This window comes from Spongiibacter thalassae (genome assembly GCF_012272835.1).
Taxonomy (GTDB): Bacteria; Pseudomonadota; Gammaproteobacteria; order Pseudomonadales; family Spongiibacteraceae; genus Spongiibacter; species Spongiibacter thalassae.
The window spans coordinates 358,982-375,954 of the sequence record NZ_JAAWWK010000003.1; the positions used below are offsets into that span (position 1 = coordinate 358,982).

Annotated in this window: 12 protein-coding genes; 8 read left to right on the forward strand and 4 right to left on the reverse strand. The window is 53.8% G+C overall.

The window, feature by feature from the left end; translation table 11 throughout:
- Positions 1-33 precede the first annotated feature (33 nt).
- The gene (locus tag HCU74_RS10390) at positions 34-969 is read right to left on the reverse strand and encodes a 2Fe-2S iron-sulfur cluster binding domain-containing protein (RefSeq protein WP_168450369.1); all 936 of its coding nucleotides are present in this window, start codon (positions 967-969) and stop codon (positions 34-36) included.
- Positions 970-1,063: 94 nt separating this feature from the next.
- Between HCU74_RS10390 and HCU74_RS10395 the strand changes: the two genes are divergently transcribed.
- Complete coding sequence (locus HCU74_RS10395; protein WP_168450370.1) at positions 1,064-1,765, forward strand: class I SAM-dependent methyltransferase; 702 nt, start codon at positions 1,064-1,066, stop codon at positions 1,763-1,765.
- Between the two features lie 43 nt (positions 1,766-1,808).
- Positions 1,809-2,213, forward strand: coding sequence for an NINE protein (locus HCU74_RS10400; protein ID WP_168450371.1), 405 nt, complete (start codon positions 1,809-1,811; stop codon positions 2,211-2,213).
- Between the two features lie 65 nt (positions 2,214-2,278).
- Here the strand turns inward: HCU74_RS10400 and bcsG are convergent, their stop codons facing one another.
- Genes bcsG through bcsE form a run of 3 tightly spaced genes read right to left on the reverse strand, consistent with a single transcriptional unit; the run spans position 2,279 to position 5,718 of the window.
- The gene (bcsG, locus tag HCU74_RS10405) at positions 2,279-3,889 is read right to left on the reverse strand and encodes a cellulose biosynthesis protein BcsG (RefSeq protein WP_168450372.1); all 1,611 of its coding nucleotides are present in this window, start codon (positions 3,887-3,889) and stop codon (positions 2,279-2,281) included.
- 5 nt (positions 3,890-3,894) lie between these two features.
- Positions 3,895-4,089 carry a hypothetical protein gene (locus HCU74_RS10410; RefSeq protein ID WP_168450373.1) on the reverse strand — a complete coding sequence of 65 codons (195 nt, stop codon included), beginning with the start codon at positions 4,087-4,089 and terminating at the stop codon, positions 3,895-3,897.
- 48 nt (positions 4,090-4,137) lie between these two features.
- Entirely contained in the window at positions 4,138-5,718 is a 1,581-nt protein-coding gene (bcsE, locus tag HCU74_RS10415; RefSeq protein WP_168450374.1) for a cellulose biosynthesis protein BcsE, read from the reverse strand.
- 195 nt (positions 5,719-5,913) lie between these two features.
- Here bcsE and HCU74_RS10420 point away from each other — a divergent pair, with 195 nt between their 5' ends.
- The 6 genes from HCU74_RS10420 to HCU74_RS10445 all read left to right on the forward strand — a co-directional run bounded on the left by HCU74_RS10420 (position 5,914) and on the right by HCU74_RS10445 (position 16,744).
- The gene (locus HCU74_RS10420; protein WP_210425226.1) at positions 5,914-6,138 is read left to right on the forward strand and encodes a hypothetical protein; all 225 of its coding nucleotides are present in this window, start codon (positions 5,914-5,916) and stop codon (positions 6,136-6,138) included.
- A 109-nt stretch (positions 6,139-6,247) separates the two neighbouring features.
- A complete protein-coding gene (gene bcsQ, locus HCU74_RS10425) occupies positions 6,248-6,991 on the forward strand; it encodes a cellulose biosynthesis protein BcsQ (protein WP_168450376.1) in 744 nt (247 codons plus the stop codon).
- A complete protein-coding gene (gene bcsA, locus HCU74_RS10430) occupies positions 6,991-9,585 on the forward strand; it encodes a UDP-forming cellulose synthase catalytic subunit (protein ID WP_168450377.1) in 2,595 nt (864 codons plus the stop codon). Before bcsQ ends, bcsA begins: the two co-directional genes overlap by 1 nt.
- A gap of 47 nt (positions 9,586-9,632) precedes the next feature.
- The gene (bcsB, locus tag HCU74_RS10435) at positions 9,633-11,885 is read left to right on the forward strand and encodes a cellulose biosynthesis cyclic di-GMP-binding regulatory protein BcsB (protein ID WP_168450378.1); all 2,253 of its coding nucleotides are present in this window, start codon (positions 9,633-9,635) and stop codon (positions 11,883-11,885) included.
- Positions 11,886-12,998: a cellulose synthase complex periplasmic endoglucanase BcsZ gene (gene bcsZ, locus HCU74_RS10440; RefSeq protein WP_168450379.1), complete on the forward strand. Its 1,113-nt coding sequence runs from the start codon at positions 11,886-11,888 to the stop codon at positions 12,996-12,998.
- On the forward strand, positions 12,995-16,744 hold the full coding sequence (locus HCU74_RS10445) for a cellulose synthase subunit BcsC-related outer membrane protein (protein ID WP_168450380.1): 3,750 nt from the start codon (positions 12,995-12,997) through the stop codon (positions 16,742-16,744). Before bcsZ ends, HCU74_RS10445 begins: the two co-directional genes overlap by 4 nt.
- The last annotated feature ends 229 nt before the right edge of the window (positions 16,745-16,973 follow it).

Below are 16,973 nucleotides of genomic sequence, written 5' to 3' on the forward strand. Positions count from 1 at the left end.
CGATTTTCAGTAATTGGCGGCGGTTTGTACGGCCTATTCCACCGCACTGAGGTCGAGAAAGGTTTCAGTGTGAATTCGGGGCCGGGCCGCGCCCTTCAGAAAGCAGTGTCGCTGCCAGTGCTGAATAAACGACAGTGACCCGCAGAGGTACACTACAAATTCACTTAACGGGCCCAGCGCCGCGACCCCATCTGCGATACTTTCCGGCGAAAGCCATCGCGGGAAGGAGGCAGCCCCGTCGCGATGATGACCAAGGCTTTCCAGCGCCGCTGCGAACTCCGACTGCTCAGCGGTGGCCAAAAAGTGCATGACTCGCTGCGTGTCCTGTTCCCGAACACGTTCTGCCATCGACAGCAACGGCGCAATACCAGTACCTTCCCCCAAAAACAGGATCGGGCGACCATCATCTCGCTCATCCAGTAAAAAGTTTCCCAATGGCCCACGCAGTTGAATGGTGTCACCTATCGCCATCCCCCGAATAAGTCGAGAACTGATCGCGCCATTGCGGCGGTATCGAACCAGAAGAGTAAGATCACCGGCGCTGGCACTGCCGATGGGGGAAAAAAATCGCTGCTGTTGGCCTTCACAGGACAGTGCAAAATACTGGCCCGGTTGCCACGTGCAGCGTGCACTTAATGTTACCTTGTAAAAGTCATCACCAAGTTGCTCGCGCCCGGTCAGGTGGGCATCCAGCCAGGTGTTGCGCCGCTGGGGTAGGGCAATGGTCATATCAGATAACGGCACAAGGCGACAGCTGAGAAAGGCGCCTTGCTGCTGTTGCCGGTCACTCAGTCCGGACTGCGCCTTGCGTAACTGCGTGGAGGGCGGACGCTCCTCCATCACGCAGCTTTGGCATATTCCGGCCTGGCAGCTGTGGGGGATACGGCATTGGTGGCGCAAAAGGCAGTGGAGTACTGACTCACCGTCGCGCAATTGATAGGCTTGTCCGTCGAAGAATAGCGTAGGCATACACACCGCTCAGTTAACGCTTGAAATCAAGTTTATCATGTTGGGCGGCGTTGTTTTTTAATTGATAGTACACAACAGGGAAGGGGGCTAGCTGATGCAATCAGCAGATCAGGAGCACGCCATTATTACCGGGTGGCGAAACAATGCCCGTCCGTGGGCAGAAGCCGTTCGTGCAGGGGTAATAAAAAGTCGTCGTGAAGTGACCGATCAGGCGATATTGTCTGCGGTGCTTCGCTTTTCGCCTCGGCGTGTACTCGACATCGGTTGCGGGGAGGGTTGGCTACTCCGTCGCTTGGCCGAACGTCAGGTCTACGGGGTGGGGATCGACGGGGCGGCAGACCTGGTAGCGCTTGCCAATAGTGCTTCAGCTGATAAAGAGCTCGGCAATTACCGCTGCCACGCCTACGATGAAATAGCGGCATCACCGACTCTGTTGAGCGATGTCAACGCAGATGTCATTGTATGTAATTTTTCACTTTTGGGGGAATCGCTATCCCCCTTATTACAAGCACTTCCCCATGGCTTGGCAGGTCGGGGGCACTTGATTGTGCAAACGCTGCACCCCTGTTTTTTACCTGGCGACTACTGTTCGGGCTGGCGAGAGGGCAGTTGGCAGGGGCTGGCTCCGGCTGTCGCCGAAGGCTTTGCGGAGCCAGTGCCCTGGTATTTTCGCACGCTTGAGGATTGGCTTTCCTTGTTTTCAGCCACTGGCTGGCAGTTACAGCAAATCACCGAGCCCTGTTTCGACGGGGCAACAGAACCCGTGTCAGTAATATTTACCCTGGGGCACGCATAAATTTCGGCATTGCCCCTGGCGCACAACTAACTCAGGAATACTTATGGACTCTGTCAACGATACCCACAACAAATACGTCGCCTATGTTCTCTGGCTATTTGGCTTTATGGGGGTACATCGCTTTTATCTGGGGCGACCGATCAGTGGCACAATCTATTTTTTTACGCTCGGCTTGTTTTTAGTGGGGTGGATTGTCGACCTTTTTCTGATCCCCGGCATGGAGCGCGAGGCAGACCGCCGTTTTATTGAAGGCAGCCACAGCTATACCCTGGCGTGGGTGCTGCTGACCTTCCTGGGTATTTTCGGCCTTCATCGCATGTACCTGGGTAAATACATCACCGGTGTACTTTATTTGCTTACCGGGGGCCTGTTCCTATTCGGCGTCATCTATGACTATTGGACGCTTAATCAGCAGGTTAACGACAAAAATACCGAGATGTTTTACTGAAGCGCGCAGGAAAAGCCGATACAAAAAACCGCGCCTTATGCGCGGTTTTTTGTATGCTCATTTTGTTATTGGTAGGGCGTCCAGGTCTCTCCGTCCAGTGAGAGGTAGGCCTTGCCGCCGATCTGCATCACCGTACTACCATCATTCTGAGAAACAGGATCGGTCTCAGGCAGGTTCAAGGTCAAGTCTTCCGCGCGGTACTGCTGGTTATTGAACAACTTGAACTCCAATATATTCGCAACAATCTGTCCCAGCGCCTGGAAGCTGCTGGCCTGACCAACCCTGACAGGGTCGCCAGCGCGACGGATATTCGGGCCAATAATTTTTACGCCCACTGGAATATGGGTAATGGAGGGTGTGGGAATTTCCCGCATACCGGAAATTTGTGTAGAGTCCCCGCGCAGGCTGGCACCGTGTTCCGGAATCATTACCACTACAACGTTACGTCCTGATGCTTCCAGAGTTTTAAAGAACTGGCCAAGATCCGAGAACAGAATGTCCAGACGGCGGGCATAGCTCTTGTTTCCAAACAGGGCCTCTTCGCCAATGATACGGTTACCATCGTGCAAGCTTGGCGTATTGTAAATTGCAGCGACCTTACCTGCAGGATTGTTTAAACGAGTCTTCCACCACTGTTCAAGCACATCCCTGTCGCGGAATATCGGCGTACCATCAAAGGCCTTCTGGGCGCGCTCAAATCCGCGCAGCGGGAAAAGCTCCGCATCTATGCGACCGTATTGACGGGTGCGCTCAAGAAAGCTGTCGAATTTACCGTCGTGGTTCATAAGCAGCGCGGATTCGAATTCATGGGATTCCAGCTGTTCGAACAACAGACAGGAGGGGTCAACGTCTTCGTAGAGATCCTGGTGTGCGGGCTGGCCGCAGCTGGCTCTTGTCAGGCGCAGCAGGGCGGGGCCACTGTAGCTTGTTGCGGAGTTAAACTGCTCAAAGAGTATATCGAACTCGCTCATCAATGGGTGGTTTAGCCGGTTAACGACCTCCATGTCATCCCAGGATAAGGAGCAAACACTAAGGAAAATAATGTCGAAATCGGCTTGATTGTTCGCAATATTGGGGAAGGCTACCTGACGATTTTTCTCGCTGGAGAAAAATTGATCCAGCCGTTCATTCAGGCCTGCATCGCTTAAGTCTGTGGGGGTATTGGTTGCTCTCGCTACAGTTTGCGGGGCCGTCGCTACCGCACTGTTGTTGGTATCTGCGGGGCGGAAAACCAAAATACTGAGCATGGCGACCAGTACCACGGGGGTCATGCGGAATATACGATTCGCTATCAGGTAGGCGACAATCCCCACCAGCATGGTCATCACGACATTGACGGGCAGGAAGCGTAGCACCAATTCCAGCAGGTAGTCGGCCTCAAAGGTGCTGAGCTGTTCCATCTGGGCAAAAAGTCGCGACAAGGGCGGCATATGGGAATCATAGTGAAGCAGCCACAAACCGATGACAATGGCGATGACCTGGCGCAACAGCCGCGCGAGTGCGAGAGGCAGAGGGAGCAGCAAAAATGCGGCAAAAGCGAGATTTTCGAGAAGATGGAAGTCGATTACACCGGCAAAATAAAGTGCAAGTTTCGCGAGAAAATAAAAATTCCAAGCGGCGAGTTCAGGCAGACGTAATGTGCTATCGGGAGACGGCAGGGGCGCTGTCGCTTTCATTAATTTTAGTCCTTAACGCTAGGCTTTTTGCTATTGGAATTATCGTCCTGCCCCAGTTTGTAGCGGCGCAGATGGGCAGGCTCAGTGTGGGTATCAAGAAAATGCACGATCCATGCTGCGACTTCCCTAAAGAAATAGCCAAACAGAAAGCCTGATGCCAAACCGATAAAAAGCGTACTCAGAAAACTGTGTATTGTCATTGTGAAACCCTGTAATTACCACCCAGTCAATTTAGAGGCGTCCGCAACTCAGTGCAGGTTTTCGCCGGTGTAGGTCCGGCGCTTGGCGAAGCGGTAACCCCGTTCCACTTTCTGTGCGTTGACCTCGCCCTTGGGGTCGCGTGCGTCCAGCAGGTCCCTGGCTCGCTCGGTATCGATGGCAACTTCGGATTTGCCTATCTGTTTCAACTCGCTGTTGATTGTGTTCGGCTGGTGATACACCTGACGCCCGCTGAAAATGTCGTTAACCGGCAGTTCAAGCGAGTTGTGCAGAGCCGTGTCCACATCGTCGATACCGCAGGCATAAAGGAACAAATAGACCATATCGTTAGCGATGGTTAGCAGGTCTCCCTCTCGACGTAAGCGGCACAGACCGAGCGTTTGCTCCAGGGATATCCCCTCCAGCGGTTTAAGCTGAATAAGCAAGTGGGTCATTTCACCGTAACGGGTGTTACCGAAGGCACGCTGAACATAGCGTACGAAATCCTGTGGCTCACAATAACCATGAAAGCGAGAGTAAGGCCGCATTTCGCTCAGTTTGGACAGAGTGGGTGGCAGCGAGCGCTTGAACAACATTCCTTGCAAGGCCGATACCATGTTACGCACCCGCGCGCCCTTTACGTTGTAGGGGATAATCAGATTGCAGCCAGCATTAAGCAGGTACACTTCATCGGCTGAGCGCAAACAACGATCGGTTTCCCGTACAACAATTTTCAGTTTTTCACCGGCGCGGCAGCGAAGTTGGTAGACCAAAATGGCCAGCTCGTCGATTTCGCTGGTATTCCGGCAGCGCAGTATCACAGTGGCCGCGTTGATATTTTCCTGAAGGCTGGCGACCAATTCCAGGTTGTTGGTTTTATCGGCAACAACGTGTTGGCGCGGGTAGAGGTCTCGGTAAATATCACTCAGGGTGAAAATAGTGTCCGAATCGGTGGTGCTTTTCAGCACTTCAATATTGTGCTTGCCCACTTTCTCCCCGTCGGTGACGACGAAGGAATGGGGGTCGCTATGAAACAACCATTCCTGATCGGCGATGAGATTATCGGGGAGGTGCCAGAAGTCGACATCCACGCTGAACGTGTTGTCGTTATTCTGGTTGTGAGCGGCCAAGCCCATCAGTACTGCATTACAGCCTTTCAGGCTGGGCCACAGGGTTTCGTATTGCCCGTGGATCATAAACAGCACGGAATGTTCGTTTTCGGAACAAAACCGCTTCCAGGCGGAAAGTTCCCTGCGTAACTCAGCGTCGCTGCTACGGGCGAAGCAGTGCTCGTCAAGGACGACGCAGATCTGCTGCTTGCGCCCAAGAGGTAGCCGTTTGATGTCCTTTAACAGACCTCTTAAGCGGATTTTCTCCGCGGATTTAGTGTCGTCGAAAAAATAGGTTGTTTCTGCATTCCGCTCCAGCAGGAGATGAATTTGAGCCGCTTCGCTGTGGTGGAAGCTCTTTTTGAAAGTCTTTGCAGTATCTTGAACAATCAAAAAACTATCGCGATGCAATAGATTCGTCAGAGGTGCGATCAGCTCCTGAGCGGAATGAGTCATCAGACAATACAGGCCTTCCTGTTTCAATGAGTGGCGCAGCGTGACCTGCATGTCCTGTTCTGGCATTGCGAAATTTCTCCGAGCGCTGGGCTGTAGCGACCACAAATGGTAAAAATGTCAAGAATACACTTCACAAACTATATAGAAAGTATAATAGTATGGCCATTGTCTAGTGCAACTCATTTTAGACGCGATAGTATGCGTTTAGTGGTATTACTGTACAGCATGTATGTTACTCTTGCGAAAGGGATTTGCTCAGAAATGATAGAATTGGAGTGGGGCGTGGAGAAAGAAAAAGAAATGATCCAAGATAGGGAATCACCCGTACTTAACAATGCGAACAGGGTAGGTGCAGACGTTCGGGAAGTACTTCTCTCGCTCGGTGATCGCGGAGCAATGCCCTACAAGGAAAGTCGAGTTCAGCAAGACATTCAACGTATTATCAAAAAGTGGCCGATAGTGGCCGAATTGAACGGCGCTCGATAAACAGGCGGTGGCACTTTGGTAGGCCCAAAGCTGGTGCGCCACTCTAAAAAACCGATAGCTGAAAGCGGATGTCAGTACCTCAATCGATCCGATGTAAGGACTTGTAGCGGTGTATAGCCTTTTGTTAAGCGGCGCCCATGGCGGCGTCGGTACAACCACCACAACTGCCAATCTGGCAGCTGCCCTGCAGGTTCAGGGTTTTAAAACACTCTCGCTGGATCTGAATTGCGATAATGCTTTGGGCACGCACTTTGGTGTACATGTCACCGAGCTCGGTGGCTGGATGCGGGCCGCGCTGGACGGAGAAGACTCGCGCAACAGCATATTTCAATCCCATGACGGTCGCTGTGTACTCCCCTTTGGCCACGTTGCTCAACAACCGGACCTGATTTTGCGACGCATGTTGAACGAGCGTCCGTCAATCGTGCGCGAGCTGATTGCAGATCTGTCGGGGGAGGGGTTTGACTATTTACTGATCGATGCGCCAACGACTCTTAATCGTTCTCACCTGGGTATCGGTGGCATCGGTGACCTCGAGCTGCTGGTGTGTGGGCCGGAAATTCAATCCTACAGTTTACTGAAGCGCCGCCGCGAAGAGGTGCTGCACAGCAAAACCCACGTAATAATGAATTGCATTCAGCCTGAGGTCCCGTTGTTTGGCGACCTCGCGGTACTAATCCGCGAACAATTTGCCCAAAACACAGTGCCAACGGCTATTCATCAGGATTACTCAGTTCCCGATTCATTGGCTTATTTTGAGTCGGTGATCGCGGCTGCACCTGACAGTCAGTCCGCCAAGGACTTTCATGCACTAGCGCTGTGGTGCACCTCGACGCTCAAGGCGAAAGCGTAATGGTGGATATTTTCCCTCTGCTAAAATCTCGCTACCGCTACTATGTCGGTGACATGGAGTTGGGCTTGCTCGGGCGCATCCCCCTTTGCCTGTGGCTGGTTTTTTCATCCATTTTCCTACGCGAGAAGCTCGCTGGTGTGAGCGCATGGAAAATGCCCGAAGTCTACTTGCCGCAAATTGATATAACGCACATCAAAGGGCTTGACCCCCTGCGGGTGATTGTCCAGTTGGCGTGGTTGTTTTTCTTCAAGGCGTCGACACCTGGGCGCAGCGAATATTCACCCTCTGCCCTCGACGAGCTCCGCGCAAAGACGGACGCATGGATAGGCAAAATCAGCCACGCCTTTAATCGTTTTAGCCGCCGGGTTCGAGTCCAGTTTCAGCGGGAAGCGCAGCGTCGCGGCCTCCGCCAAATGCCCTGGCAAGAGGTAGATAAAAAAGGTGGACGGCTTCGCGGTGGTTTGATGATCGTGCTGACCCTGGCAATTGGCTTTTTGTGCGTGACCGTGCCGCTTGATCCTATGCAGCAGTTTTTCTTCGGCGCAACGCTATTTATTTTACTGTTGATACTTAACCGCATCCCCGGTCGTTTTCCCGGCATGTTGATGATGGTGCTGTCGCTATTGGCGTCCTGTCGTTATATCTGGTGGCGGGCAACGTCTACGCTGAACTATGACGATCCCCTGGGTTTGGCTCTGGGTATAGGCTTGCTGCTTGCGGAACTCTATGCGTGGGTCGTGCTGGTGCTGGGCTTCTATCAGAACGTCTGGCCGCTGAAACGACCCGCAACAAAACTGCCCGACGATGATCGCACTTGGCCCACAGTCGACTTGTTTATCCCTACCTATAATGAAGAACTCGACGTTGTTCGGGCGACGGTATATGCCGCTCAGGGGCTGGACTGGCCTGAAGATAAGCTCAAGATATTTATACTCGATGACGGCAAGCGCGATGAGTTCCGTGATTTTGCCGCCGAGGTAGGGGTCGGCTACGTGCGTCGCCCCGACAACTCCCATGCGAAGGCCGGTAACATTAACCACGCGCTCAAGCAAACCGACGGCGAGTTTGTCGCGATCTTTGACTGTGACCATATACCAACCCGCGCCTTCCTACAGATATCTATGGGCTGGTTCCTCCGCGACCCCAAGCTGGCGCTGGTGCAAACCCCTCACCATTTCTTTTCGCCTGACCCCTTTGAGCGAAACCTGGAGAACTTCCGTGAAGTACCTAACGAGGGCGGGCTGTTTTACGGCTTGATTCAGGACGGCAGCGACCTCTGGAACGGCACCTTCTTTTGCGGTTCCTGTGCAGTCATTCGGCGTGAGCCGCTGGAAGAGGTGGGCGGAATCGCCGTCGAAACAGTAACGGAAGACGCCCATACCTCATTGCGAATGCACCGTCTGGGTTATAACTCAGCCTATATACGCGCACCGGTTGCCGCGGGGCTGGCAACAGAAACGCTGTCGGCCCACATCGGCCAGCGTATCCGCTGGGCGCGAGGCATGGCGCAGATATTGCGTACAGACAATCCGCTTACAGGAAAAGGACTGAAGTGGAGGCAGCGACTTTGCTATTTCAATTCCATGCTGCACTTTATGTCCGGTATTCCGCGAATCGTGTTCCTGACAGCACCGTTGGCCTTTCTGCTACTACACACGTATATTATTTATGCGCCGGCGGTGATGATACTGCTCTACGTATTCCCCCACATGCTTTATTCCTCGGTGGTAAATGCCAGGGTTCAGGGGAAATACCGGCACTCGCTTTGGGGCGAGGTGTATGAAACGGTCCTGTCGTGGTATGTGGCCAGGCCCACCACGGTGGCGATGTTCGCGCCCCATAAAGGTACGTTTAACGTTACGGCCAAAGGTGGCTTAATCGAAGAAAAATATTTCGACTGGGTGATGTCAAAGCCCTATATATTGTTGGTTTTATTAAATATCGCAGGTTTGGCGGTAGGTGTATGGCGCTTGCTGGAAGGCCCAAGTGATGAAGTGAACTCGGTGCTAATGAACCTGTTTTGGGCAACCTATAATCTGGTTATTCTCGGCGGGGCCGTTGCCGTAGCCGGGGAAATGAAGCAGGTACGCCGGGACCACCGTGTGTCTGTGCGCTTACCCGCAAGCGTTAGGTTGAAAAACGGCACTTTGCTGAACGCGGAAGTTGCAGACTTTTCTCTCGGTGGCCTTCGAGTAGAGTTAAGCCCCGAGGCCGCGGGGATGATGGAAAGGGATGTTTCGGTAATAATGGAACGGGCAGGGCGTGAGTTCGTGTTCCCGATGCATGTTGCCTTTAAGGGGCGCACCAGTGTTGGCCTTCAATTGCGCGACAAGTCGCCAACGACTATGGTGAACTATGTTCAATGTACCTTTGCGCGGGCAGATAACTGGGTTCGCTGGAAACAGGGTATGGCGCCAGACAAGCCCCTGAGCAGCCTGAGAATGATAATTCACGTAAGTATCCTCGGCTATAGCCGCCTTGTGAATGGCCTGTTAGAGCCATTGAAGCAAAGTTCGGGAAGCCTTTTTAATACTTTCACTACGCTGAAGAGCCTGCGGCCTCAGCCAATCAGTATGCGAGCAGATGATCTATGAAAAAAACGGCGGTCTCTTTAATTTCGCGGCTATCTATGTGTTTAGCCATGCTAGCCATAGTGCAGCCCCTTTGGGCTACTGCCGCGGTGGAAGCAGACAGCACTGCGGAATTGATGCTGGAAAGTGAGGCATGGTTGTTGGAGTCCGAGCCAGCACCAGAGTTCCGCGACTATCAGCTGAAATTGCAGGAGTTGGGTTACCCCAATTCGGCCAAGTTGCGCGGTAGCGAAAGCAGCGTTTACATGAACTTCGGCTCGCGACTCGACGAAATCATTGTCGGGGGAGAACTTCGCTTCCACTACACCGTGTCTCCAGCGCTGATGGCGAAGTTTTCCCACCTTAAGGTTTACCTTAACGAAGAAATTATGGGGGTGATCCCCATCACCGACGAAGCGCGAATCAGGCAGTATGCCAGCGTGCAACTCGACCCCAAATACTTTGCCGATTACAACCAGTTGCGAGTTGAGCTTATTGGTCATTTAGACAAAGAGTGCTGGAGCCCCGATGACTACAGCATCTGGACCGAGGTCAGCGGCTCAACAGAAATACGCCTCCGTGCTGAGCCACTGCGGGTAGCTAATGACCTGAGTCTTATACCAGCGCCATTTTTTGACAAACGGGATTTTCGCCGTTTAACACTGCCTGTCGTATTGCCGTCAAACTACAGCCTTGAAAAGGTGCGTGCTGCCGGCGTAACCACGTCGTGGTTCGGTTCGTTGGCCCGCTGGCGTGGTGCCAGTTTCCCTCTGTCGATCAATGAGCTGCCCGACGATCACGCAATTGTGTTCATGACCAACGACGCACGCCCGAAAATTTTTGAAGATTTCCCACCCGTTGATGCGCCGACATTGCAGATGATAGACCACCCCACCAAGGTCGCTGCCAAATTGCTGCTGATACAGGGTCGAAACGACGAAGAGCTTAATCAGGCGGTTCGCGGTCTGGTATTGGGCACAGCGTTGCTGTCCGGTCCTGTGGCCGTGGTGAATCGCGCCGAGCAAGTCAAGCCCCGTGAACCCTATGATGCTCCGCATTGGCTACCTACCGATCGCGCGGTTCATATCGGTGAACTGGTCGATGACCCTGCCCAACTTCAGGTAGTGGGGCGCACGCCACCACCAATCAAGGTCAGCTTTCAATTACCGCCCGATTTGTTTACCTGGCGTAGTCGTGGTATTCCGCTGAAACTGGACTACCGCTATTCACCACTGACCTATGAAGGCACTGGGTCGATGATGAGTATGAGTATCAACGACCAGTTCGTAGAAGGCTTTAACCTTACCGACAACGGCTTTTCCGGTACGGATAACCGCGTTCGTGTACCGTTGATTAACGACTCGTTCATTTCTGTAAGCGAGCGTTTGAAAGTTCCTGCATTTAAAGTCGGCAGCCAGAACCAGATGGTGTTCCAGTTTGACTTTGCCGGTGTGGCCAGTGGCGCCTGTAAAACTGTGTCGCCAGGCCGTCGTTACGCCGCAATAGATGCCGACTCTACACTGGACTTTACCGGCTTGCCGCATTATATCGAGATGCCCAACCTGCGAGCATTTGTGAACGCTGGCTTCCCATTCACTCGAATGGCCGACTTGTCTGAAACCGCCGTATTGATCCCACAGAATGCGCCCAAAGAAGTGCTGGAAACGTTCTTCCAGTTGATGGGAGCTGCGGGTGCCAGCTCGGGTTTCCCGGCAATCAGTGTAAGCCTGTTCGACAAGTGGGATAAAGAGCAGCTCAAATTGCGTGAGAGCGACATTCTAAGCATCGCCATCAACCCGAAAATGAGTGGCCTTAAGGAAAAGCAAATCCCGCTGATCTTCGACGACGCCCGCCGAGCCATAGAGTTGCCTATACGCAATATTGAACCGGGCAATGAAGTCTGGGGCGGAGCTGTACCTGAGTTGGCAGAAAGCGCAGAGAACGTCGAAATCACCAGTTCTGGCGGGTTCGCTGCGGTGGTCGGTTTGCAATCACCTTACAATAGCTCGCGTAGCGTAGTATCGGTGATGGCGACCAAGCCCGCTGATTTCAAAATGGTGCAAGAGGCTTTAAATGACTCAGGCCGGATTAACTATATGTTCGGCTCGGTGGTCACTTTCCGCGGCGACCAGCAAACCAGCTACAACGTTGGCGACAAGTACTTTGTCGGTGCTCTGCCACTTTGGGATCTGATCTGGTTCCACTTCTCTCGCTACCCTCTATTACTCGGCTTCCTCAGTGTACTGGTAGTGCTTCTGTTGGCGGTCTTCCTACGTCGGGTACTGGGTGCAATGGCGGCAAAACGTCTGCGCGGGGGTAAATAAATGAAAGCAGTAGTCATTGCCTTTCTGGCAATGCTGCTGGCCGTGCAAGCAAATGCTGAGCAGTGTTCCTGGCCTGAATGGGAGCACTTTGCTGCGAACTATATCGATGATGATGGCAAGGTGGTGGATGGTAGCGACGAGCGCCAGATCACCACCTCTGAAGGCCAGTCCTATGCCATGTTTTTTGCATTGGTGGCGGGCGACAAGCAGCGCTTCCAGCAATTGCTTGACTGGACTTCAGCAAACCTCGTTGATGGCAGCCTGGCGAAGCAATTGCCTGCATGGCTATGGGGTCAGGGCGAAAAAGAGAAGGGTATTATCGATGCCAACGCTGCATCAGATGCCGATTTATGGATTGCCTATAGCCTGGCGGAAGCCGGGCGTCTTTGGTCTAACCATGAATACCGGACGCTTTCCTTTTATCTTGCCAAATTGATCGAACGTAAAGAAACGGCACAAACCGAGAGTTACGGCGCGGTTTTGCTTCCGGCTCCTTACGGTTTTGTTATGGACGACGGTGACGTCCGTCTGAATCCCAGTTACCTGGCGCCTCAATTATTACGTCGAATGGCAACACTCTATCCTGGCTCCAAATGGCCGGAAATAGAGCGCTCAGCATACAAATTATTGATTGATTCCGCACCGGACGGGTACAGCCCTGACTGGTTTCGACTCAGTGGTTCAAGGATAATGCCGGACCCCAGCAAGGGATACGTTGGTAGCTACGACGCTATTCGCGTGTACCTATGGATAGGCATGCTGCACAAGGATTCACCACACAGGGATAATCTTGTTCAGCATTTTTCAATGATGGCAGCGTTAACTGATGTGTTGGGTACGCCGCCTGAGACGGTGGATATCGCCACATCCACCTGGCAGGGAGACGGCCCCTACGGCTTTTCCGCTGCGATGATTCCGTTGTTGCGGCAGACGGACATGGGCGCCGCAGCAGCCAAGCAAAAGGCTCGCGTCGTCAAGGCGATGCAGTCGGCTTCAGGCCGCGATAGCTATTACAATACCGTGCTCAGCCTGTTTGCTATGGGGTGGGAGCAGGGTCGTTATAAATTTGGTCCCGAGGGGCAATTGGAAGTGTTGAAAGGTGGTTGCGAATGAAGGGTGGTGTACTGGCTTGGCTGGCATTAGTCCTGTTGCTGGGGCTGTTGGTCTGGCGTCAATTCGCTAGCGGCCCCGACGCCGAACTGCCGGAGTACGACCTGGATATTCGGGAGGTCGCTGCACCAAAAAAGGTATTACAGCCGCTGATCGTCCGTAACACAAAAGTCGAAATGCGCTATGAGCAGCAGATCGAGCGTGAGGAAGTGATGAATCGCGTCGATTTGATGAAATCAGCGCTGGTTCGCTTGCAGGCACTTAACCCTAACAGCCCCGATGTCTACTTCTTTCAAGCCTGGATGGCGGTAGAAGAAGGCCGCATGGAAGAAGCGGAAGGGATACTGCAAACCATGCAGCTGGAGTGGCCCAAAGCGACCAGAACGGCCCAACTTGAAGATTATCTGCGGGTCAAGGGCGAAGATAAAGCGCAATTGCAAACCGCTCGGGTTCTGGCCAAGGCCGGACGCCCGGAGCAGGCCTTGGTGCTATTCGAGAAATTGTTCCGCGACTCTCCACCGCTACTCTCTCTTCAGCTTGAATACCTGCGCCTGATGGGACGGGTGGATGCGCGCAAGGATGAAGCCCTGCAGCGCCTTGAACAACTAAATGAGAAGTACGAAAACTTCCCACCGGTTCAACTTGCCCTTGCCGAAGAGCTTGCCTCCACCGAGGAAGGGCGTCCCCGCGCGCGGGAGATTTTTGCCGATATCGCCAACGGCCCTGCCTATGGCTTGGCTGCAGCGCAGTCCTGGCGCCGAATGCTGGAACGCCAGGAAATCAATCCCGAGGTTCTGCGTGACTACGAGGTGCTGGCGCTGCGTTACCCCGGCGATTTGGCGATCCAGGAGTCTTATCGCGGTGCGATAGAAGCCGAACAAGCGGAACGGGAGCGCATGCGTAACCCGTACTACCGTGCCAAGAAAGAAGCGCTGGCCTATATGGATCGTGGCCTTGGTTACAAGGCTCGTCCAAAACTGCTGTTCGCGCTACGCGGTCGCCCCGAAGACCCCGAGCTTCACGGTAATCTCGGTATTCTGGCCCTGCGCGCCGGCCAGCACGAAGCGGCCGTGTCCTATTTCAATCGCGCACTTCACTATAATGTTGACCCCGATAAAACCAGTCGCTGGGAAAGTCTGAAAACCACCGCATCCTTCTGGTATGAATTACGCCGTGGTGAAGCACTTCGCGACGACAGACGCTACGTCGATGCCCGCGCCGCCCTGCAACGGGCCGGAGAAATCGATCCGCTGGCACCGGAACCCTTTGTAGTGCTTGGTGAAATCGCCTGGGCACAACAGGATTTCAACGGCGCTGAAGCCTTCTACTATGAGGCCCTGCGACGCGACCCTTATTCGGAAGCGGCCCTTTGGGGACGGGTGCAAATGCGCTACGAAAAAAGTGGCTTCAATGCGGCGCAGGCTTTGGTAAACAGTTACGGGCCTGCCGAGCGCAAGGCCATCGCGTCATCCTGGGCTGGATTAAAACGTGACAATGCCATACAACATCTCGAGAAAATTCGCCGCAGTGGCTCTACTGCGCAAATTGCTTCAGCGATAGACAATGTTATTGCTCAGGAGCCCTTGAGTGCGTGGCAACGCAGTGATGTTGTGGAGGCCATGCAGCAAATCGGGCAAGCCGAACGCGCCGATCAATATATGGAGCGCTGGGCCAGCCGTGACCGGAGCCCTGAAATGCAATTTGCCTACGCCCTGTACTTGTCGAAACGGGGTGAAGAGCTGATGGCAATTGCAGTGCTGGAACGTATACCGGAGTCCCGTCGCAGCGATGCCATGAACAACAACCTCGCTCGGCTTCAACTCAATGCGGAGCTGAACCGCACCGCAGATATCGACAACGAAAGCGAGATCGAAGCAATCGCGCGCCTCGAAGAGCGCTTTGCCGGACAAGATGGTCCGTTGTTGCGCGTGGCAAATCGCTGGTTTGACGTCGGTGAGCGCGAGCGGGCCGCAACGCTACTTGCAAGCTTGACTCCCATCGCTGAACAACCGATGTACCGTCAACTTGAAATGGCGCGTCTTTATTTGCGGCTGGAAGATTTCGAGGCCTTTTCCGCGTGGTACGACGAGGCGATAGTTGATACCAGCAAGCTGGACGCGGTAGAACTGGCGGAATTGACTGCGATGTCGGCGGAATACGACATGGCTCGGGCTCGTCAGTACGAGGAAGAGGGCCGTTACGTAATCGCCGCGTCTATGTATCAGCGTGCGATGAAGGTTCCCGGCCAACACCAGACAACAGCGCGCCTGGGGGTTATTCGCCAACAGGGTAACCTGGGCAATGCGGTGGAATTCCGCCAGCAAAGCGAATACCTGTTGACGCAATCGGCAACCCTGAGCAATCAGCAACTATTGGATTTTGCTGCCTTACAGGCGGATTACCAGCAGCGCGACCTGCAGTTCCAGGCACTGCACACGCTGGCCGCCCGCCCCGATGTATCCGATCAGTTGATGCGCTCGGCAATGTTGCAGTCAGTTGATGCCGAACGCTGGGACATCGCCGAGGAGTATGCCTATGCCGCCCTGCAACGGGCGCAGGGTGCGACCGTACTGCGCTTCTCTCTGTCCGAAAAAGAAAAGCGAAACCTCTATAAGTCGGCGGACAGAAACTACTGGTTAAGCAGCAGTGTAGTCGCCAACATTCAAAAGATGCGCGAGCGCACCGACAGTTACATCAAGTTCGGTATCGATGTGAACGAACGCAGGGCAGGGGACAGCACCGCACAAATCCCGGTAGATCTGCGACTTGCAATTCCTTCGCTGGACGGTCATTTGCGCCTGCGCTTGGACTACGTACGCATTCGCTCCGGCGATGTTGACTACCTCGACCCCGATGGCAGTGTACCTCCGGTTATCACTCGTATTCCTTTTTCTGAAGAGCCAACGGGCGTTGCTCTAGGCATCGGCTGGGAAGCCGACACCTGGCGGGCAGATATCGGCACCACGCCGCTGGGCTTTGAGAAAACCGGGGTTGTAGGTGGCTTCCGCTACGACGGTGATATTGGTGATGCGGGCTGGAGTCTTGCACTGTCACGTCGCGCAGAGACCGGCACTCCACTATCTTACGCTGGCATGACAGTGCCTTCTAATGCGGCTACCGGCGCAGGTCAAACCTGGGGTGGCGTATTGCGCACTGGAGCGAAGCTCGGCTTCAGCTATGACCTGGGCGGCAAATATGGTTACTGGAGCAGCCTGCAATACCATCAATTGACCGGGGATACCGTCGAGGACAATACCCGGATTGGCGTTTTGGGTGGGGTCTACCGTCGAGTAATTGCGGAAGACCATCGCAATCTGCGAATTGGCCTGAATCTGCTCCACCTGCAATACGACAAAAACCTGGAGGAATACACCCTCGGTCACGGGGCCTACTACAGTCCGCAAAATTATCTGTCACTGTCGATTCCGGTCAGATATTTTGGGCGGGGTAGCGACAACTGGTCTTACTTGATTGGCGGTTCAGTATCCCGCTCATGGAGTAGCTCCGATGCGCCTTACAAATTAGGCACAGGAAGCTCTGATGGCGGCGGCTTTGGCTACTATCTCGAGGCCGCGGTGGAACGTCGCATCAGTCGCCGCTGGTATATTGGTGCTGCCGCCGATATCCATCGCGCGGACTTTTACGAGCCCAACCATATCTCGATTTATGCGAAATACCACTTCCAGGAAAACTGGGATGCGATTGTCTCGCCACCGGAGCCACCCATTCCCTACAGCGAATTCGATTAAAAGCCTAACTGCTTGATTAGTTGAAGTTTATTGAAAGCCCGGCGACGACCTCGTTCCGGGCTTTTTAGTTTTCTTCACGCTGCCCGGTCGGCAATCCCCCTCCCGGGGCGGCCAAAATATTGCATTCCGCGTCGGTATCTGCCATTTTAAACATCGAAGTGCCCGACTTGTCAGGCGCAAACAGCACTGCCGCTTATACTAATGAAAACACCACTAAGCCGCCAAGGTG